Source organism: Shewanella sp. ISS20, assembly GCF_056522965.1.
Map to the genome: position 1 here is coordinate 2623831 of NZ_JAWRZK010000001.1, position 19051 is coordinate 2642881.

The window sequence follows — 19051 nt, forward strand, 5'->3', positions numbered from 1 at the left end:
CCAATTGCAGCCAATAAAAAACCCGCACTCGGCGTAATGCCGTTCACTTAGTGTGAACGGCAATTTTCTTAGGCTTAATGGGATACTTGTTTTTACTCATTTTTAACGCACGTGGATAGGCTCTATCCCGTTTCCCATCAAGCTTGAACTGCATCGCATTACGCACTATGTCCAAGACATCTCTCGGGACATTCCCTCGCGTTTGAGATGACAGCTGAGTCAGTTTGAAAATGATATAACTCGACGCATCTCTAAAGCTTAATTGGTTCGGATGTAACGACGGTAAGCTTTTAGCCATCAACACCATCTTGTATCTGATGAGGTTATAGGCCAACAGTACCCCCCACAATTCTTGGATAACCAGCTCTGGCAATTGACTGCGTAACGTAAAGCGACTCTCCAGCAGATGTTGCTTCATCTCCCGAGAGCCCACTGCTATCTCCCATCGATGGGCATATAAATTCGCTATTTCGGCCCCCGGATAACGCAAGGGGTCAGTTAATGAGGTCAAAATGGAAACCAACTTACCTTTTACCGTCTTCGTCAGTAAGCGAGCTTCAATATTGTCAGGCAATAGGCCACTTCTTTCTGGCTTGAGGTGTAGTGGTTAACTGCACCAGTTGGTCGTGTTTTCCTAAAGATCGTACCACTTCATATTGTGTGCCTTTCTTCAACAGCAGCAGCCAGTGGCTGTTAGGTTGAGCCTGTTGCCAGGCATGCAAAAGCCCCAACGGATAGAAGCCTCTGTCAAACAGAGTCAGGCTGTTATTGGGTATGCTGGATATCAGTTCGGCGGCTAAATTCATTTCACTGACAGCAACAGAATCAAAGGCACTGTTCAATACCAAGTGGCTGCTTAATTCCATCATGCAAACCATACGAATTTGAGGATAAGCAGCATCACCAGCAGCATTGGCGGTTTTGCCAAAGGCCTGGTTGTTTTGCTCACTATCAGGTGTTCGCCACACGACACCATCGACACCGTAGAGGTTGAGTCCACACCAATGAGGATGCTCTGCTCTCTCATGCCAGGTCTTGGCACTTCGCTTAAACACATCCTGAACAACGTTAGAGCCCAGCCGCTTGCGTGACAGCACTGCGAGCCACGTAATCCACCTCTTGAGGTAAGACGATAGCAAGCTTATTGATGAGAGAGCAGACGGACTCGCCTCTGAACAGAGCCATACCAATCACCGCCCAAATCATGGCATCCATAGGTAACTTACGTCGCCGTAAACTGGCAACACCATGTGAATCAAGGCACGACTGAATTAAATCAGGCTCAAGCACATCGGCCAGACAGGTGAATTCGGTATGGCGATTGATATGAGTACGCGCCAAAGCGTCTGAAAGTTGCATAAAAAAATCCGATGACATGGGGTCATCGGATTTTGATCCTTTCAGTGAGATCGTCAAGCGATCTGTCTTAACTGATCGGCATTACGCACTCGGCGGGTTTTTTAATTAGTTCACTCGTGTGAATTTACTTCTTATCGGTAGTGCTCTCTTTGCCCTTACGTTCACGATGACTGAAGATGCGCTCAACAATCACAAAGAACAATGGGATAAAGAAGATACCTAAGAAGGTAGAGCTCATCATGCCGCCCAGTACACCAGTACCGATAGCATTCTGTGCGCCTGAACCCACACCAGTACTAATGGCAAGAGGCACAACCCCTAGACCAAAGGCTAACGACGTCATTAAGATAGGACGTAAACGCACTCGCACTGCGTGCAAGGTGGCTTCTACTAATCCAGCGCCTTTCTCGTAGTATTCTTTCGCGAATTCAACAATCAAGATGGCGTTCTTAGTCGCTAAGCCAACTGTGGTTAACAGACCTACTTGGAAGAATACGTCGTTGTTAAGGCCGCGGCCATAAGTCGCTAACAAGGCGCCAATAACCCCAAGTGGTACTACTAGAATTACCGCAAAAGGTACTGACCAGCTTTCATACAGAGCCGCGAGTACTAAGAACACCACTAAGATAGACAGTGCATACAGCATAGGCGCTTGGTTACCTGAGAGACGCTCTTCATAAGACAAGCCGCTCCACTCAATACCAAAGCCTGCTGGTAACTGCTTAGCAAAGTTTTCCATGATATCCATGGCAGCACCGGTACTCACACCAGGCGCTGTTGCCCCTTGAATGTTAACCGCTGGCAAACCACCGAAACGCTCAAGACGCGGTGAACCGAATTCCCAAGTGCCAGTGGCAAACGCAGAAAATGGCACCATTTCGCCTTTGCTGTTACGCACGAACCAGCTATCCAAATCTTCAGCCTGCATCCGCGCTTCAGCAGCACCTTGCACGAATACTTTTTTCACGCGGCCGCGGTCGATGTAGTCATTGACATACGATCCACCCCAAGCGGTTGCCAATACGCTATTAACGTCATCCAGATTCAGACTTAAGGCGCGCAGTTTACCGTGATCGATATTCAGTTGATACTGAGGCGCATCTTCCTGACCGTTAGGGCGAACGCCCATTAGGCTTGGATCTTTAGCCGCCATACCGAGCAGTTGGTTACGGGCAGCGATAAGCGCATCGTGTCCTTGACCACTTTTATCCTGCAGGTACATATCAAAACCGTTAGCCGTACCTAGCTCTAATACCGCAGGCGGCACAAAAGCGAACACAAAGGCTTCTTTAATTTGCATAAAGGCGCCCATGGCACGGTTAGCTACCGACTGCACATCAAGACCTGGCGCCGTACGGTCATCCCAAGGCTTCATGTCCACGAAAGCTAGACCCATGTTTTGACCCATACCAGCGAAACTAAATCCTGATACGGTAAACACTGAGTTAACGGCCTTCTCTTCATCCTCAATCAGATAATCATTGACCTTGTCTAACACCTGCTGGGTCATTTCTTGAGTTGAGTTTGGTGGCAAAATGGCTTGCACGAACATCACGCCTTGGTCTTCATCAGGCAAGAAGGCCGTTGGCATGCGCATGAAAATCCAGCCAGTGGCAACCACTAAGGCTAAATAAATCACAAACACGCGGCCAGTACGCTTAACGATAGTGCCTACGGTTGATTCGTACTTGTTGGTCAGATTATCAAAATGACGGTTAAACCAACCAAAGAAACCAGTATTGATATGTGTGTGACCTTGCTTAAGCGGCTTAAGCATAGTGGCACACAAGGCTGGAGTCAGAACGATAGCTACTAATACTGACAGGCCCATGGCCGATACGATAGTAATAGAGAACTGACGATAAATAACCCCGGTCGAACCTGACATAAATGCCATAGGCACGAATACCGCAGACAGAGTTAAACCAATACCTACCAGAGCGCCGGTGATTTGATCCATGGATTTACGGGTGGCCTCAAGTGGGCTTAAGCCCTCTTCAGACATGACTCGCTCCACGTTTTCCACCACCACAATGGCGTCATCCACCAGCAGACCAATGGCGAGCACCATAGCGAACATGGTTAAGGTGTTGATTGAGAAGCCTGCCGCCGCCAAGATACCAAAGGTACCTAACAGCACCACAGGTACCGCAATCATAGGAATTAAGGTAGCACGGAAGTTCTGCAAGAACAGGTACATGATTAAGAAAACCAGTACCACCGCTTCCAGCAGAGTGTGCACTACGCCTTCAATCGACTTACCGACGAATGGAGTAGTGTTAAATGGGATCACCATTTCTAGCCCTTGCGGGAAGAAAGGCTTCATTTCTTCCATTTGCTCAAGCACTGCCGCAGCAGTATCAAGAGCGTTAGCGCCAGTGGCTAACTGAATTGCTAGCCCTGATGCTGGGCGACCGTTATAGAAAGAAGTCACCATGTAACTTTCGGCGCCAACTTCAACCTCAGCCACATCTTTTAAGTACACTTTTGCGCCGCTAGAGTCTGATTTCAGCACTATGGCTTGGAACTCTTCGGCGGTTTGTAAACGTGACTGAGCAGAAATAGTCGCGTTTAACTGCTGGCCTTTCACTGACGGCGTTCCGCCTAATTGACCGGCTGACACCTGCGCGTTTTGCTGGCGAATTGCCATCAAAATGTCATTGGTGGTTAAGCGGTATTGGTTTAATTTCAGCGGATCGAGCCAAATACGCATAGCATATTGAGCGCCGAATAACTGAATATCACCCACGCCTGCCACACGACTTAATGGATCTTGAATGTTACTGGCAACATAGTCACCAATATCCGCTTTATCCATGGAACCGTCTTGCGACACGAAGCCAAGTACCATTAAGAAGCCGGTACTGGACTTAGTTACGCTAATACCTTGCGCCTGTACTTCTTGTGGCAGTAAAGGCATGGCCAGCTGCAGTTTGTTCTGCACTTGCACCTGAGCAATGTCAGCATCGGCTTCAGCGTTAAAGGTTAAGGTGATGGTTGCACCACCAAAACTATCACTTTGCGAAGTGATATAACGCAAGTTATCCAGGCCAGTCATGCGCTGTTCAATAACCTGAGTTACTGTATCTTCAACCGTTTTTGCCGAAGCACCTGGGTAAGTGGCGTTGATAACCACTGTCGGCGGCGCAATGCTTGGATACTGGGAGACGGGCAAGGTCTTAATCGCTAAGACCCCCGCCAGCATAATAATAATGGCGATCACCCATGCAAAGATGGGGCGATCAATAAAATAACGTGCCATGAATTCTTCCCGTTACTTATCAGCAGTATTAGAAACTATCTGTGGAATAGCGGTCGCACCTGGACGTACTTTCTGTAAGCCCTCAACAATCACTAAATCGCCGTCTTGCAAACCACTGGTCACTAACCACTGGTTATTAATCACTTCCGCTGTGGTGACAATGCGAGCTTCAACTTTATTGTCAGCAGCCACAACCATGGCAACACCTTGACCTTTAGGGTTACGAGTTACGCCTTTTTGTGGCACTAAAATCGCTTTAGGATCATTACCTACTGTCATAGTGGTACGCACAAACATACCTGGCAGCAAGATACCATCGGGATTTGGGAACTCAGCGCGCATGCTAACTGAACCTGTGTTTTCATCCACAGTCACTTCAGAGAATTGCAGCTTGCCTTGATGTGGATAGGGCGTGCCATCTTCCAGTACCAGTCTTACCGCTGTGGTTTCTGGTTGCAGCAGTTGACCGCTAGCAATACGAGAATTTAAACGCAGCATTTGGGTGCTTGATTGCACTATGTCAACGTTGATTGGGTCAAGCTGTGAAATTTGCGCCAGCGCTTGGCTCTGATTCGCGGTAACTAAGGCACCTGGTGTCACATTAGACTTACCAATACGGCCAGCAATTGGCGCCGCCATTTTGGTATAGGCTAAGTTGATTTCAGCATTATTAATGGCAGCATTGGCGATAGCGACACTCGCTTTGGCTTCTAAGTAAGAAGCTTTAGCTTGGTCAAAATCTTGATCGCTAATGGCATTGGTTTTAACCAATTTTTGGAAACGGGCGGCGGTCGCCTTGGTTGAGACTTCCATGGCTTCAGCACGGGCTAAGTCAGCTTTAGCGCTCACTAAGGCCGCTTCATAAGTAGAAGGGTCGATTTGATATAACGACTGACCCACTGTCACTAAACCGCCTTCAACGAAACTGCGCGCTTCAATGATACCGCTGACCTGTGGACGCACTTCCGCTTGCATAAATGCGCGGCTGCGACCTGGCAGTTCCATCATGATATCTTGCGCTTGCGTAGTAACCTTAACCACATTCACAGGAACTCCTTGCGGTCCTGCATTGGCTTTTGGCCCCTCAGCTTCAGAATTACAAGCTGTTATCCATAGCGCCGCAGTAATAACTGAGACTATCTTAAGCATATGCCGCATCAGAACTCCTAGAATATTGCAATTTCTCTGGGTTTATCTCGCCGAATGTTGGTGGAGAAGATAAGGAGAATAAGGTGAATATTAAATTAACGTACATTTATCTCATAACGAGGATTAGCAACACAACCAAGGTTGAGATAAAAAGTGTAAACGAATGAAAAAGATGATCGAACCACCAACCAAGCCGTTGCGCAATCGTTAAATCCGGCAAACAACTAGCAACATGGTTACATTTACCCTACATGCAGTAAATATTAATTGATCGCTCTGATTTTAAGGAAAATTATCGGCGGCGTGAAAAATGTCGATGATCAACAATCTGTTTATTAGCAACTGCTATTCTTTAATTCGTGCAAGTACACTTGTCGAAGAATAGGATGAATATGAATACTCAAGCAGCCTCAGTGGCTAATCACCATAGCCAACTCACGTTAGCTATGGCCGGATTATTGTTATGCGGCAGCCAACTAAACTTAGCTAATGCGGCAGACAATCAATTACTCGGCGGTGAAATTACCGGCAAGTTAACCTTTGCCTCTGATTACGTGTTTCGCGGCGAGTCAGAAACCGTCGATGGTGAAGTCCCAGTAGTGCAAGGCACCCTCAATTGGGGCAATGCCCAAGGTTGGTATGCCGGCGTTTTTGCTTCTAACATTAAATTTCAAGATCCCAACCTTGAAATAGTGACCGCCCCTTATATAGGAAAAGCGGGCAACTTTGGAGATAGTGGTTTTAGTTATGATGTGATGGTTTTCTCTTACCTTTATCCTGGGGCGTCTTATTCCAATTACACCGAATTGTGGCTGCGTGTTGCCAAGCAATTTGATCAAGCCAAAGTGCAATTGGAAGTAACCCCAACCTTAGATGATTGGTTTGGCGTTAAAGACTGGTCTGGGGTTAACTATGCCATTCACCCCAGCTATCAATTTAGCAATGGCTTTAATGTGTCAGGCTCTTACGGTTACCAAGATTTAAGTGGCCCAGGGGCGGAAGGTTGGGGACACTGGAATATTGGCGTAAGTAAGCGCTGGGTATCCTTAGATTTTGATTTGCGCTACCACGGCAGCACAGTTGATGGTGAGCACTTAGTGTATGGCGGCCAAACTGAAATTTTTGATGACAGACTTGTCATAGGTGTCAGTAAAAGCTTTTAAGCTACCGCCATATATTTAGATGAATCTATTGCGCAGCGAGATGATTGTCGCCCACGCTCATGGCGACAATCATACTCAAGTGCGCTAACGAATAACCACTTTGTTGTTGCCACTCATTAAACACCGCCTGCATTTGACTTAAGCCTTTTTTGGATGTGATGGCTGCATCTAATAATCCATGGGCTTGAAAATACCCAAGCACATCACGCGTCGCTAAAAAGGTGTCTTTTCCTAATGCTCGCAGTGCATAAGGCCCAGTATTGCCGCCTAAACGTGTGCCATGTTGCTTTAACCACAACCATAGCCCAGTGATATCTTCGCTCGGCCACTCACTAATAAACTGACCAAAGCCACCCCGTTGCGCCGAGGTTTCCATCACCATAATGGCATTATCATAAATGGCTTGGGTTTTCTTTTGATGGCGGATAAGGGCAGGATCGCGCGCGCGCTCAGCCAATTGATCCGGTGACATCATAGCCACTTTAAAAGGCTCAAACCCAAAAAACGCTTGCTCATATTGCGGCCATTTTTGGGTCACTACCCGCCACACAAAACCACTTTTAAACACTTGCCGACTAAAGGCAGATAGATATTCAGCATCACTCAAGAGTGCTAAATCGCTTTGAATTGGGCTTGCTGGCAATAATTGCGCTAATGCTACTGGCCCGCCTTTACGCTCACAAGCGCGGGCATAAATGGTTGAAAATACTTCCAATGTGTTACCTATGCTGGATAAAGTCATTAATCTCTACTAATTTGGTTATTAGCAATGAATAATCAAGGATGAATCATCATGGATGCTACTCAGCTTTATCGCATGCTAGTGTTTGCCAATGTGGTCGATAAGGGATCATTTACTAAGGCGGCGCAGCATTTAGAGATCAGTCGCTCCATGGTCAGTCAACATATCAAGAAACTTGAGCAAACCATAGGGGTGAACTTATTGCAGCGCACTACGCGCTCTGTGCAACCCACCGACAGTGGCCGCCATTATTTTCAGTACTGCAACGAGCTCTTGCATCTGGCAAAGCAGGCGCAACAAGCAGTGATCCCAGATGCTAATACCCTTAATGGCAGCATAAAATTTGCCATGCCAAGAGACCTAGGTCGCCAACTGATTTTACCCCACATAGGTGAGTTTCATCGCCGCTACCCGCATATCAAGTTGACGCTATTAATGGAAGATAACCGCCTTCATCTCGATGAGCACCATATCGACTTAGTGCTATACATGGGGCAAGCGAGGCCAGCAACGCCTCATAAAACTCAGCAGTGGCAAACCCTAAAACTCGCTGAATATGAAGAGATTATTGTCGCCAGCCCCAGTTATTTAAAAAACCATGGCCATTTGGCGCATCCCGATGTACTCAGTTGTCATCACTGGTTAACGGTTGGTAGTAATCAATTGCCCAAACCCATACGTCTTACCAATAGCCATAAAGATCATTTTGATATTCGAGTCAAAGCCGATATTAGCTGCAACTCCAGCCAAGCGGTTTTACAACTGGCATGCCAAGGCTTAGGACTTGCTTGTGTTGCCTCGACACTGGCGCAGCCCTATTTGAATCAGCAAGTGTTAAAACGGGTATTACCTGACTATCAAATTCAGCAAGGCGGCATTTTCTTAAGTCATAACCATAACGACACCCTACCCCCGAGAATACGGGCGCTGGCGGCCTTTCTCAGTGAGCAGGTATTCAAAAAAGAGCTACAGTTATAAATAACTTCAAACAAGCCACAGGAGACCTGCCAGATGGACTTGTATTACCATCCCTTGTCTCGCTACTCACAAAAAGTATTGATTGCGCTTTATGAAAAACAAGCCAATTTTTATCCGCGCATTATAGAGCTTAGCGATCCACTGGCGCGCCAAGATTATCGCCAACTTTCCCCCACAGGTAAGTTGCCTTTGCTGCGTTATCAGCGCACCCAACTCTATCCAGAATCGACCATTATTATCGAGTTTTTAGATAACACCTTTCCCAATTACACTCAGCTGCTATTGCGCGAACAGGCCAATAATCTTGCCACTCGGCTGTGGGATAGATTGGTGGATTTTGAACTCAATGAAGGTTTATGCTTGTATGACAAACACAGCAACACCAACAATCAACTAGAACAACAAGCGCAGCTTAGGAACATACGCCAATTCCTGCTGCGACTTGAACAGCAACTGACAACGCATTATTGGCTATGTGGTGATAGCTTATCCTTAGCCGATTGCGCGCTCATTCCCTGCATACACCACCCGCTAATACTGAATGAAATTCGCGACTTGGAACATTTAAGCCGTTATCGCCAGCAAAGCTTAGTGCGCGGCGCTTGGATGCTAGTCAGTGATGAAATTGAGCAAGCTCGCTCGGCTCATGCAGCAGGCTTAGCCATTCCGCCATTAAGCTAATTGCAGCAGCTATTTTTTAAGTATTTTGCTGCTTTTTCACCTGTAAAAACTCTTTCCACTTAACCACTTCTGGCGGTAACTCCGGCGCCGAGCCATGATAATTGGCTGCGGTCACTAAGGTTTCGATTGGCACTTGGCGACGATCGCACACAAATACTCCGCGCAGATGCGCAATACAGTGCAATCCGCGCTCACTTACGAACCTTTGCTCAATATAAAAATACTTTTCATCCCAGCCGACTAACTTAGTATCGATAGTAAATTTAGCCAACGGCTTAATGTCCTTGATATAAGTAAATTCCGCCGCATTGACTATTGGCATCCACTTAAGTGTGAGGAATTTTTTTAATAAGCCCATGTCAGCCAGCATGTAAGTACGGGCTAAATCCATAAAGGCTGGATAGCGGGAATTAGTGAGATGAAAATTGATATCGCAATCTGTTGGCAGCGCGCGATAACTAATGCTGCTGGTATCCAAAAAACCAATATTGCCACTGTGGCGCACTCGCCACAAAAACAGCCATATCAGGCGAAAATATAAGTTCATGGAACGTCCTTGCAAAGGTGAAAAGCTAACTATTAGCCAAAGGCTCACAGGCTAACAGAGGTCTTACCACACAACAAGTGTGAAATCAGTCACATTTATCCATAAAAAATGCCAGTGCGAGCACTGGCATAAGAGTCATAGCAATGAAACTCGCGCGAATGACTTAGTCTTGGGTTTCTATGATGCCGGAATGACGCAACAAGGCATCAATGCTCGGCTCGCGGCCACGAAAACGCGTGAACAACTCCATCGGCTCTTCACTGCCACCCATTTCTAAAATATGAGTTAAGAAGTCGGCGCCGGTGTGCGGGTTAAAAATACCCTCTTCCTCAAAACGCGAGAAAGCATCAGCCGATAACACTTCTGCCCACTTATAGCTGTAGTAACCTGCCGCATAACCACCCGCAAAAATATGGGCAAAACTATGCTGGAAGCGGTTAAACGCAGGCGGGAATACCACAGCCACCTGCTTGCGCACATCATCAAGAACCGCTTGCACTTTGGCGCCTTGCGCTGGGTCATATTCATAATGCAGACGGAAATCAAATAATGACAATTCGATTTGACGCAGCATCATCATGGCAGATTGGAAATTCTTAGCCGCCAGCATCTTATCTAACATGACTTGCGGTAATGGCTCGCCGGTTTGATAGTGACCAGAAATCTCAACTAACGCTTCTTTTGACCAGCACCAGTTTTCCATGAATTGACTAGGTAATTCAACGGCATCCCAAGGCACACCGTTGATGCCAGACACACCGCCAACTTCTATCTTAGTCAGCATATGATGAATGCCATGGCCAAATTCATGGAATAAGGTAGTCACTTCATCATGGGTAAATAAGGCAGGCTTACCGTCAACGGGCGCATTAAAGTTACAGGTCAGATACGCTACAGGTAATTGCAACTGTTCACCGTCAAGACGACGAACTTTACACTCATCCATCCAAGCGCCACCACGTTTACCGCTACGAGCATAGAGGTCTAAATAAAAGCTGCCACGTAGAATATTGCTAGCATCATAAATGTGGAAAAAACGCACATCTTTATGCCATTTATCAACGTCTTTTTGCTCTTCAATGCGCAGACCAAACAACTGCGACACAGTAAAGAATAAGCCTGATAATACCTTGTCTTCAGGGAAGTAAGGGCGCAATTCTTCTTGAGAGATTTCGTACTTATGCTCTTGTAACTTCTCAGCGTAATAGCTTAAATCCCACGAGGCTAACTCAGTCACACCATAGGTTTGCTCAGCAAATGATTTAAGCTCGGCTAAGTCAGCTTGCCCTTGAGCTTTACTGCGCAGCGCTAATTCATTTAAGAAACTAATGACTTGCTCTGGAGTGTCGGCCATTTTAGTGGCTAACGACTTTTCAGCGTAATTAGCAAAACCCAGAAAATTGGCAAGTTCATGGCGCAGCGCAACAATTTCATCCATTAAGGCTGAGTTGTCGTATTGACCCGCAAACGGCCCTTGATCTGAAGCGCGCGTAACATAGGCGCTATACATTTCTTGGCGTAAGTCGCGGTTATCGCTGTAAGTCATCACCGGCATGTAAGACGGGAAATCTAAGGTAAATACCCAGCCGCTTAACTCTTTTTCTTCAGCCATGGCTTTAGCGGCGGCGATTGCCGATTCTGGTAAGCCCGCCAATAGCGTTTCATCGACTATCTGCTTTTGCCAAGCTTCAGTGGCATCTAATAACTGGTTTGAAAACTGACTGGTGATTTCTGATAAGCGCTTAGCAATTTCGCCGTATCGTTTTTTACCTGCGTCATCTAAGCCTATGCCTGATAACTCAAAATCTCTGAGGCTATGTTCTATGCTGGTTTGCTGCGCTTTCGATAATTGGGCAAATTGCGGCGACTGATGCAGCGCTTTATATGCTTGGTACAGACCTTGATGTTGGCCTATCCATGTTCCATAGTCAGATAATAAAGGTAAGCAGGCATCGTGGGCGGCACGCCATTCTTCAGTGCTCAGGACTGAGTTCATATGAGAAATAGGCGACCACATTTTACTTAAACGGTCATCAGCTGCCTCAAGAGGTGCCACAAGATTTGCCCAGGTAAATTGCTCAGTTCCTGAGACCACTTGTTCAACCAAGCGTCGACAATCTTCAATGGCTTGCTCGATGGCCGGTTGTATATGTTCAGGTTTGATTTTCGAGAACTGGGGTAGATCTGTGTTGCTAAGTAATGGATTACTCATTCCTTTCCCTCAGATGAAATTTTGGTGATAACAGTATAAATAAGGGCGCGATCGGTAATAATCAAGCCGCCAAAGGGGAATAGCAAGATTATTTGCTGCCGTATCCCAGGTTGATTTCAACTTTTACCGAGTTATGAAACACCTTTCTCGCGCCCCTGCTGCTTATTAAAAATCATTAAGAATGATAAAAACCAAACCGATATCACAATTGATAATAGTTATCATTCCTATAATTTAATCATTGTTTAGGCACATTTATCAGTTTAACAGGGACATAATTTCGATGAAAACACCAATCGCGCTTGTATTAGTAGGATCATGCATTAGCAGTGTCGCCATGGCTGGCGATATCAACCTAAGCACTGAATGGGATTCAAAATATATTTCAGAAGGTCGCGACCAACTCACTAAAGGCGGTATTTTTTGGGGCAATGCTTCATATTCCGGTGAAAACTTCGGTAGCTATATCAGCGTCGGTCGCGGTGATAGCGTTAATTACACTGAAATGGACATTGGCGTCGAATATTACCTGCCCACTTTCTACGACATCAACACTACCCTGACCTATCAAAAGGTGGAAGGTTATGGCGATGACAGATATACCGACAATGACTTTATCGCCAACATGGAATACAACGGCATTGAATGGTTAACCCCTAGCATCAACTATCAATATTCAACCGTCAGTAAAGGCGGTTATTTAGAGCTCGGCCTGACTTCTGGATTCCACCCCACCGCAGCGACCTATTTATATGCCAGCGCCGTCCAAGGCTTTAACTATGGTTATGTGAATCATGACTATGAAGGCTCAGATAACACCACTTTGACTATCGGGGCTCAGTTTACGGTTCAGCCAAACCTTACCGTTAGCGTCACTGCCAATCAAGTCTTTGCAGGCCACGCCATGGATCGCGAAACTGAAATCACAGGCGAAAAACACGCCAGCCAAGATGAAACTTGGGCCGGCATTAATTTGAGCTGGGCGATGTAATTTCATTGGTAATAATTATTGATTATCAAACGCTGATAGAGCAGTTTGATAATCAATAAGCCAATAAAGCCGTGATCTAGATTTAGAATATTAATGGCTTAATCGACTACACTCGAATTAATTAACGAGTTGGAGTCTGTTTTGGGATATAAAAGATTATTCAACGTAGCACGTAAACCGCAAACGCTGTTAGGGCTAATAACGGTAGTACTATTATTTACCACAGCAGCAATGGCCGCTGACCCCAAAACCGTACTCAAGGCTGATTATCCACTGCGACAAGAAGGCGCACGCGATGCCAATGGCCAGCTAATCGTCCCAACGAATAATCAACCGCATCTAATACTGCCCGCTCCCAAAATATCACCAAAGCCAACATCCCCGCGCCAGCCTCAATATCAACAGTCTCACTCTCAACAATCTAGGTATAAACAGCCGCAAACTCGCACTAGCACAACCAGCAGCGCGACTGTGAGTCCGACATTTGCCAATGACCCCTCGTGTCGTTGGCTCAATAACCGCATACAACTGTTAAATGAACAGCAACAAGCCTTTGGTCATCAACCTGCCGAGCTCCGCCAGCGCCGACAAGAATGGCGTTGTTTAGACTGCAGTGGCGATGGCCCGACATTAAAGCAACGTCAGGTCTGTTCATTCAGCCACTAATAGTAAGCACCATCGGCCTTAGCCGCTAAGGCTGGTGACGCAGCGCGGCTATCATTTTGCTTTTATCCTACTTACAATAAGCCATTATTGCTCGTTAGTCGCAAGGATGGAGATATCCAATGACACAACATTTTGACTATATATGCTTAGGTGCTGGCAGTGGCGGTATTGCTTCAGCCAATCGCGCGGCAATGCGTGGCGCCAAGGTTCTATTGATTGAAGCTAAAGCTTTAGGCGGCACTTGTGTCAATGTCGGCTGCGTACCGAAAAAAGTCATGTGGTATGGCGCTCAAGTCGCTGAAGCCATGCACTTATATGCCAAAGATTATGGTTTTGATGTCACAGTGAATAAGTTTGACTGGCAAACCTTAGTCAATAGCCGTGAAGCCTATATTAACCGTATTCATGGTGCCTATGATCGCGGTCTGGCTAGCAATCAAGTGACTGTGATGCGCGGGTTCGGCCGCTTCATCAATGACAACACTATCGAAGTCGATGGTCAGCACTACACAGCTAAACACATTTTAATTGCGACGGGTGGCAGCCCAAGCTTCCCAGATATTCCTGGCGCTGAGCATGGTATTGATTCCGATGGCTTCTTTGCTTTAACCTCGCAACCTAAGCGCGTGGCTGTAGTTGGCGCGGGTTATATCGCCGTTGAAGTAGCAGGCGTTTTGCATGCCCTTGGCAGCGAAACCCATTTATTTGTGCGTAAGCACATGCCACTGCGTAACTTTGATCCGCTGCTTAGTGAAGCTCTGGTCAATGCTATGGCGCAAAACGGCCCGACACTGCACACCAATAGCGTGCCGCAGTCGGTAGAAAAGCAAGCCGATGGCAGCTTAACTCTGACCTTAGAGAATGGTTCGCAGCACAATGTCGACTGCTTGATTTGGGCCATTGGCCGCACACCGTCGACCAACAACATAGGTTTAGAACACACCCAAGTTCAGCTTGATGAGCATGGCTTTGTGATCACAGATGAATATCAAAATACCACGGCAGCAGGCATACATTGTGTCGGCGACATTATGGCCGGCGGCATTGAATTAACCCCTGTTGCCGTTAAAGCGGGACGACTGTTATCTGAGCGTTTATTTGGTAACTTGCCGAACGCTAAGATGGATTACTCCAATGTACCTACCATAGTATTTAGCCACCCACCGATTGGCACTATGGGCTTAACTGAACCGCAAGCAATTGAAAAGTTTGGCAGTGATCAGGTTAAAGTCTATCGCTCTACGTTTGCCTCCATGTATACCGCCGTTACCGCTCATCGCCAAGAATGTAAATTCAAGCTGGTATGCGCTGGCGATAACGAGCAAGTAGTTGGTATTCATGGCATAGGTTTTGGTATGGATGAAATACTGCAAGGCTTTGGCGTTGCTATTAAGATGGGCGCTACTAAGGCTGATTTTGATGCCTGCGTCGCGCTGCACCCTACGGGCGCCGAAGAATTTGTCACTATGCGCTAAGCGTAACCTTGACTCTCTTAGCCGCTTTTAATAGCGGCTTTTTTATAGCCACATATCCCTTCTTAATAACTCAAGGCGATAGCCTGAGCCGCCATAAACAAAACACACTTAGTTACCACTTGCAGTATTTAGCAACTGGTGAATTACCCCTGTCAGCACCATACTGGTTTTTATCTACATCCTTGGAGTATTGCTATGAATAGCGCAACGTTAGCGTTACTGATCCCGATTGTGGCTATTGTGTGTGGGGCACTCATTTCGATTATGAAAATGAAAACTCAACAGCAAAAAAACAATCGTAAGCAGCAGGCCAGTCAAGATGAGTTAAAACAAGAAATTGCGAAACTAAGGGAGCGGATTGAAGTGCTAGAAGCTCTAGCCGTGGATGAACAGCAGCAATTGCGCCGTGAAATTGATGCGCTTAAGCGGGCGTAATCTTAACATTTTAAGCACGCGGTTAACTCGCTAATGCTATACGCTTGATGGCAAGCCTTTAGCCGCCATCAAGCCGCAATGCTCTTACTATCTAACAAAAATGCTTAGTCTTACTACCTAGCAAAAATACTCACAGTCACTACATCTTCATAGTGGCCTGCCCGCGCAAACGGTGAGGCTTGATTCTCAAACACTAAGCTCACGTTTTTACCCATTAACGGTCGCTGGGCAATATCTAGCAGAGCTTCACTGGTCAGCACTATTTCTTGGCCAGCAAATAACATTTTGTAGGGTACGCGGTTTTGGGCGTTACTGGTATGCACTAAGGCGCCTGCATGTTTGGATGACACCCGCATACTCACTAAGGTATTACTTTCTACATATACAGGCAGCTCTCTTTGATTACGCTGACTTAAATCACCAAGATTAACATGCACTGAGGTGCCGACAGCTTGCAACCACTGACCACTCACGCCAGATAACTTAACTCGCACAAAGGGCGTGACTGTGTATTCAAACGCGTGCTGCTGCCAGCTTTGCTCACCCAATTTAGCGCCTTGCAATTTCACATCGAGCAGGCCTTGATAGCGGCCAGGCTCCAGTAATTGGCCTTTGGCAACATACACCCAAAAGTCGACCTTATGCATGCCTTGCACTGGCAACACAAAATAATCACGCCCGATTTGATTGAGGGTTTGCCGATTCGCTCGCATCAACTGATACTCGGCCATAGTACTTTGGCCTTGTAGCATTAATGGTCCGCTTTGAGGTTGGCGCAGCAAGAGTTGCTCGGCGCAGGTATTCAGGCCGCGATCGACACTCACATGCGCGGGTATCCACACCCCTTGTCCTTTAGTATCCATTTGCGCGGCCGCGGGAGTAAAATCCACTTGCCATTGACCATCACATTCAGCCAACGCATTCGAGCAAAAGAGTAGGCATCCAAGCCATACGCCATAGATGTTAATGGCTTTCATGATCATTCTCCTTGGTGCAAGTCATGGACAAAGTGCCGATGTCTATCAGAATTGAATCTCCTGGTGCGATTGTCACGCTCATGCTCTGGCATAGCGCAGTGTGCAGGCGCATCTCATAAACTCCAGGACTTACGCCAGCAATATAAAAACGCCCAGATTTATTGGTAAAGAAAGCCAATGCCTGACCATTAGCAATCAAGTCACCTTGTAAATAACCTAAAGGTTCAGCGTTGTTGTTAACTAAGGTGCCCATAGCGGTATACGAACTATCCGACCCGACTTCCACCACATGACCCGTGGCCGCGCCCGGGGATATATCTAAGCGGCTCTCACCCCAGTCATAACCTAAGGGCGCATTAGGAACATTAATATCAATCACATTGGCTGTGTAAGCTATATCTAACGGCAATAGCGCAGGAATAGTACCTGAAGCGGCGGCCGTATATTGCCCGGACTGATTAACTTCAATTTGCAGCTCACTTTCTGCCAGCGTGGGATGCAGCTTAGCCACTAAAAATGGTCCCAGTTGCGCGCGGCCCCAACCAACATGACCATCCGCAATACCTATGGCGGTATTACCGCGGATCGATGCAGAATAACCGGCATCGCTGTTGCCATTATTACTTTGAGATCGCTGAACTTCCGCCTCCCAGCGCGCTCGGTTGCCGGTATAGCTGACTTGCGCTAATTCGCGGTCGCGCTGATCTTCATACTCTAACTGCGCCCGCATGCCCATGTCGCCGACCCGATCGTTATTGATGCGAGAAATATCTAAGCGCGAACGATTATCTATGGTGTTATAGCTAGTGCCTAAACTTAGGCCTTTATCGGCAAGGGATAAGTACCAATCAAAGGTCAAAAAATATTGGGTATCGGCATTAGAGACATTGTCATTATTGTTATAAGTGATGCCCGCCCCGACATTCATATTGCCAGAGCGCCAATTGACCTGCGCTGTGCCATTAAGCTGCTTATCGGCTAACAACGCACGGTAATAGGAAGCGGATATACTCGCATCCCAAGCATCGTTAATGGTCCAAATATAATTCGCCAATGCGCGCTGATAAGTCTGTGGCAAAGCCGTGTCATCCCAAGGCGAGTTATTAAAACCATCAGCAAACTCAAGGCCTAACCTAAGATTCGGGCTCTGATTGACCGCCGCGCCAACAATAGTGCTTTCAAAGTTGAATGCGTAGATTGAGCCAAGCTCATCGCCATTACTCAGCGCCGCTCTCGAGCTCAAATTACCGTACTCAGTGCCAAAGGTTGCGGTAGCGCCAAGGCCTTCACCAAATTCAGCAGCCGTAGCATTCAGCCCTAAGGTGAGCCAAGATGTGAAACCATACTCAATAAAACCATTTGCGGCCCAGGTTGAGAGGTACTCAATGCCCTCATCACCATAAATAGAAGGTGCGCCCAAGCTAAAGGCGTAATTTACTATGCCTTCTTGCAATAAAGTGCTGTTATAAAACTGACTAAAGGTTAAGGTTTCGGTTCGCCCCGATAAGTAACGCACATAAACAATAATGTCATTGGCGCCATTATTTAACGGTAAATTAGCGAGATTAAAGCGTCCGGCGTCTTGGCGGCCGCTATAAATAACTTGGCCATTAACGGTAATATCTATTTCAGCTGATTCTTGCAGTATCAACATTTGTTGATTATTCGGGCCAATGACGCGATCGGGTTGAAGATTGGCATAATCACTAAAAAGCGCGATACCGCCAAGACTAAGGCTAGATAAAAACCCTGAGGTCGCCGAGGTCACATCGCCTAACGATACTCGCAGCGGTAAACGCGGCGCATCATAAAAAGCCGTCCATTCCCCACGCAAATACTGGCTTTGTTGATCATTGATTTCAAAGTAATTGGCGGTAGAGATATTCAGTCCATTCACGCCACCAAGATTAAATTGTGCCAACCAATCTATATCTGAATTAGAAGTTTGATTATCTCCTAACCAATCTTCGGTATGGGCGAAATTTAAACTATTAAGCCAACTAAATTGGCTACTGCGGCTTGGAATAAACTCAGCATACTCTTCGCCAAAATTTACTCCTATATCCCCCATAGTCGAGGGAGCTATGGCCACAGATAGGGCTAAGGTTTGCGGATCAAATTGCACCTTAATTCCCACCTTGGATAGTTCCGATAACGGGATCATAGCGCTAGAGGGTGTTGCCACTTGCGCAGCTAACGCTTGCCAACTGTGACTTGCAACTCGGCCGCCAAGCTTGGCTTGCAGCGCAGTCAAGGACACGGCACTCACCTCCATTCCAGAGAGGGTGACGGGGATTTCACCAAGTTCACGCTCCCCCACCCACAACGGCAACGACATAGTCATAGCCCCGACCTGTGAGGGGGATAACATCAAGGCAAAGATAATACTTAGCCCGATCCCACCTTTCATTCAC

The 19051-nt window shown here is 46.7% G+C and carries 14 protein-coding genes and 1 pseudogene; 7 read left to right on the plus strand and 8 right to left on the minus strand.

Features of this window, described 5'->3' with window-relative positions; genetic code table 11:
• Nucleotides 1-43: 43 nt before the first annotated feature.
• The 3 genes and pseudogenes from AC1HDP_RS11920 to AC1HDP_RS11930 form a co-directional block, all read right to left on the minus strand.
• A pseudogene (locus AC1HDP_RS11920) lies at nucleotides 44-1359 on the minus strand (IS4 family transposase).
• A gap of 124 nt (nucleotides 1360-1483) precedes the next feature.
• Nucleotides 1484-4621 (minus strand): efflux RND transporter permease subunit, encoded by a 3138-nt coding sequence (locus AC1HDP_RS11925; RefSeq protein ID WP_479638933.1) that lies wholly within the window; start codon nucleotides 4619-4621, stop codon nucleotides 1484-1486.
• A gap of 12 nt (nucleotides 4622-4633) precedes the next feature.
• Nucleotides 4634-5779 carry an efflux RND transporter periplasmic adaptor subunit gene (locus tag AC1HDP_RS11930; protein WP_479638934.1) on the minus strand — a complete coding sequence of 382 codons (1146 nt, stop codon included), beginning with the start codon at nucleotides 5777-5779 and terminating at the stop codon, nucleotides 4634-4636.
• Between the two features lie 437 nt (nucleotides 5780-6216).
• Here AC1HDP_RS11930 and AC1HDP_RS11935 point away from each other — a divergent pair, with 437 nt between their 5' ends.
• Complete coding sequence (locus AC1HDP_RS11935; protein WP_479639881.1) at nucleotides 6217-6933, plus strand: TorF family putative porin; 717 nt, start codon at nucleotides 6217-6219, stop codon at nucleotides 6931-6933.
• Between the two features lie 25 nt (nucleotides 6934-6958).
• Here the strand turns inward: AC1HDP_RS11935 and AC1HDP_RS11940 are convergent, their stop codons facing one another.
• On the minus strand, nucleotides 6959-7675 hold the full coding sequence (locus AC1HDP_RS11940; protein WP_479638935.1) for a DNA-3-methyladenine glycosylase I: 717 nt from the start codon (nucleotides 7673-7675) through the stop codon (nucleotides 6959-6961).
• A 51-nt stretch (nucleotides 7676-7726) separates the two neighbouring features.
• Between AC1HDP_RS11940 and AC1HDP_RS11945 the strand changes: the two genes are divergently transcribed.
• Nucleotides 7727-8653, plus strand: coding sequence for a LysR family transcriptional regulator (locus AC1HDP_RS11945; RefSeq protein WP_479638936.1), 927 nt, complete (start codon nucleotides 7727-7729; stop codon nucleotides 8651-8653).
• Between the two features lie 33 nt (nucleotides 8654-8686).
• Complete coding sequence (locus AC1HDP_RS11950) at nucleotides 8687-9334, plus strand: glutathione S-transferase family protein (protein WP_479638937.1); 648 nt, start codon at nucleotides 8687-8689, stop codon at nucleotides 9332-9334.
• 16 nt (nucleotides 9335-9350) lie between these two features.
• Here the strand turns inward: AC1HDP_RS11950 and AC1HDP_RS11955 are convergent, their stop codons facing one another.
• On the minus strand, nucleotides 9351-9881 hold the full coding sequence (locus tag AC1HDP_RS11955; protein ID WP_479638938.1) for a thioesterase family protein: 531 nt from the start codon (nucleotides 9879-9881) through the stop codon (nucleotides 9351-9353).
• Nucleotides 9882-10044: 163 nt separating this feature from the next.
• Nucleotides 10045-12093 carry an oligopeptidase A gene (prlC, locus tag AC1HDP_RS11960; protein ID WP_479638939.1) on the minus strand — a complete coding sequence of 683 codons (2049 nt, stop codon included), beginning with the start codon at nucleotides 12091-12093 and terminating at the stop codon, nucleotides 10045-10047.
• 283 nt (nucleotides 12094-12376) lie between these two features.
• On the opposite strand from prlC, the gene AC1HDP_RS11965 reads away from it, so the two are divergent.
• The 4 genes from AC1HDP_RS11965 (at nucleotide 12377) to AC1HDP_RS11980 (ending at nucleotide 15660) form a co-directional block, all read left to right on the plus strand.
• Nucleotides 12377-13084 (plus strand): hypothetical protein, encoded by a 708-nt coding sequence (locus AC1HDP_RS11965; RefSeq protein WP_479638940.1) that lies wholly within the window; start codon nucleotides 12377-12379, stop codon nucleotides 13082-13084.
• A 141-nt stretch (nucleotides 13085-13225) separates the two neighbouring features.
• Nucleotides 13226-13750, plus strand: a complete 525-nt coding sequence (locus AC1HDP_RS11970) for a hypothetical protein (RefSeq protein WP_479638941.1) — start codon at nucleotides 13226-13228, stop codon at nucleotides 13748-13750.
• Nucleotides 13751-13869: 119 nt separating this feature from the next.
• Nucleotides 13870-15225, plus strand: coding sequence for a glutathione-disulfide reductase (gene gorA / locus AC1HDP_RS11975; protein WP_479638942.1), 1356 nt, complete (start codon nucleotides 13870-13872; stop codon nucleotides 15223-15225).
• Nucleotides 15226-15420: 195 nt separating this feature from the next.
• Nucleotides 15421-15660 carry a hypothetical protein gene (locus AC1HDP_RS11980; protein WP_140930017.1) on the plus strand — a complete coding sequence of 80 codons (240 nt, stop codon included), beginning with the start codon at nucleotides 15421-15423 and terminating at the stop codon, nucleotides 15658-15660.
• Nucleotides 15661-15773: 113 nt separating this feature from the next.
• On the opposite strand, the gene AC1HDP_RS11985 is transcribed toward AC1HDP_RS11980, so the two are convergent.
• On the minus strand, nucleotides 15774-16637 hold the full coding sequence (locus tag AC1HDP_RS11985) for a hypothetical protein (RefSeq protein WP_479638943.1): 864 nt from the start codon (nucleotides 16635-16637) through the stop codon (nucleotides 15774-15776).
• Nucleotides 16624-19047, minus strand: a complete 2424-nt coding sequence (locus AC1HDP_RS11990) for a fimbria/pilus outer membrane usher protein (protein ID WP_479638944.1) — start codon at nucleotides 19045-19047, stop codon at nucleotides 16624-16626. Before AC1HDP_RS11990 ends, AC1HDP_RS11985 begins: the two co-directional genes overlap by 14 nt.
• Nucleotides 19048-19051 lie beyond the last annotated feature (4 nt).

What these genes read in the sequence shown, in the direction of transcription:
- AC1HDP_RS11925 (WP_479638933.1), bottom strand. Translation starts at nt 4,621, where the DNA reads ATGGCACGTTATTTTATTGATCGCCCCATCTTTGCATGGGTGATCGCC.
- AC1HDP_RS11930 (WP_479638934.1), bottom strand. Translation starts at nt 5,779, where the DNA reads ATGCGGCATATGCTTAAGATAGTCTCAGTTATTACTGCGGCGCTATGG.
- AC1HDP_RS11935 (WP_479639881.1), top strand. Translation starts at nt 6,217, where the DNA reads ATGGCCGGATTATTGTTATGCGGCAGCCAACTAAACTTAGCTAATGCG.
- AC1HDP_RS11940 (WP_479638935.1), bottom strand. Translation starts at nt 7,675, where the DNA reads ATGACTTTATCCAGCATAGGTAACACATTGGAAGTATTTTCAACCATT.
- AC1HDP_RS11945 (WP_479638936.1), top strand. Translation starts at nt 7,727, where the DNA reads ATGGATGCTACTCAGCTTTATCGCATGCTAGTGTTTGCCAATGTGGTC.
- AC1HDP_RS11950 (WP_479638937.1), top strand. Translation starts at nt 8,687, where the DNA reads ATGGACTTGTATTACCATCCCTTGTCTCGCTACTCACAAAAAGTATTG.
- AC1HDP_RS11955 (WP_479638938.1), bottom strand. Translation starts at nt 9,881, where the DNA reads ATGAACTTATATTTTCGCCTGATATGGCTGTTTTTGTGGCGAGTGCGC.
- prlC (WP_479638939.1), bottom strand. Translation starts at nt 12,093, where the DNA reads ATGAGTAATCCATTACTTAGCAACACAGATCTACCCCAGTTCTCGAAA.
- AC1HDP_RS11965 (WP_479638940.1), top strand. Translation starts at nt 12,377, where the DNA reads ATGAAAACACCAATCGCGCTTGTATTAGTAGGATCATGCATTAGCAGT.
- gorA (WP_479638942.1), top strand. Translation starts at nt 13,870, where the DNA reads ATGACACAACATTTTGACTATATATGCTTAGGTGCTGGCAGTGGCGGT.
- AC1HDP_RS11980 (WP_140930017.1), top strand. Translation starts at nt 15,421, where the DNA reads ATGAATAGCGCAACGTTAGCGTTACTGATCCCGATTGTGGCTATTGTG.
- AC1HDP_RS11985 (WP_479638943.1), bottom strand. Translation starts at nt 16,637, where the DNA reads ATGAAAGCCATTAACATCTATGGCGTATGGCTTGGATGCCTACTCTTT.
- AC1HDP_RS11990 (WP_479638944.1), bottom strand. Translation starts at nt 19,047, where the DNA reads ATGAAAGGTGGGATCGGGCTAAGTATTATCTTTGCCTTGATGTTATCC.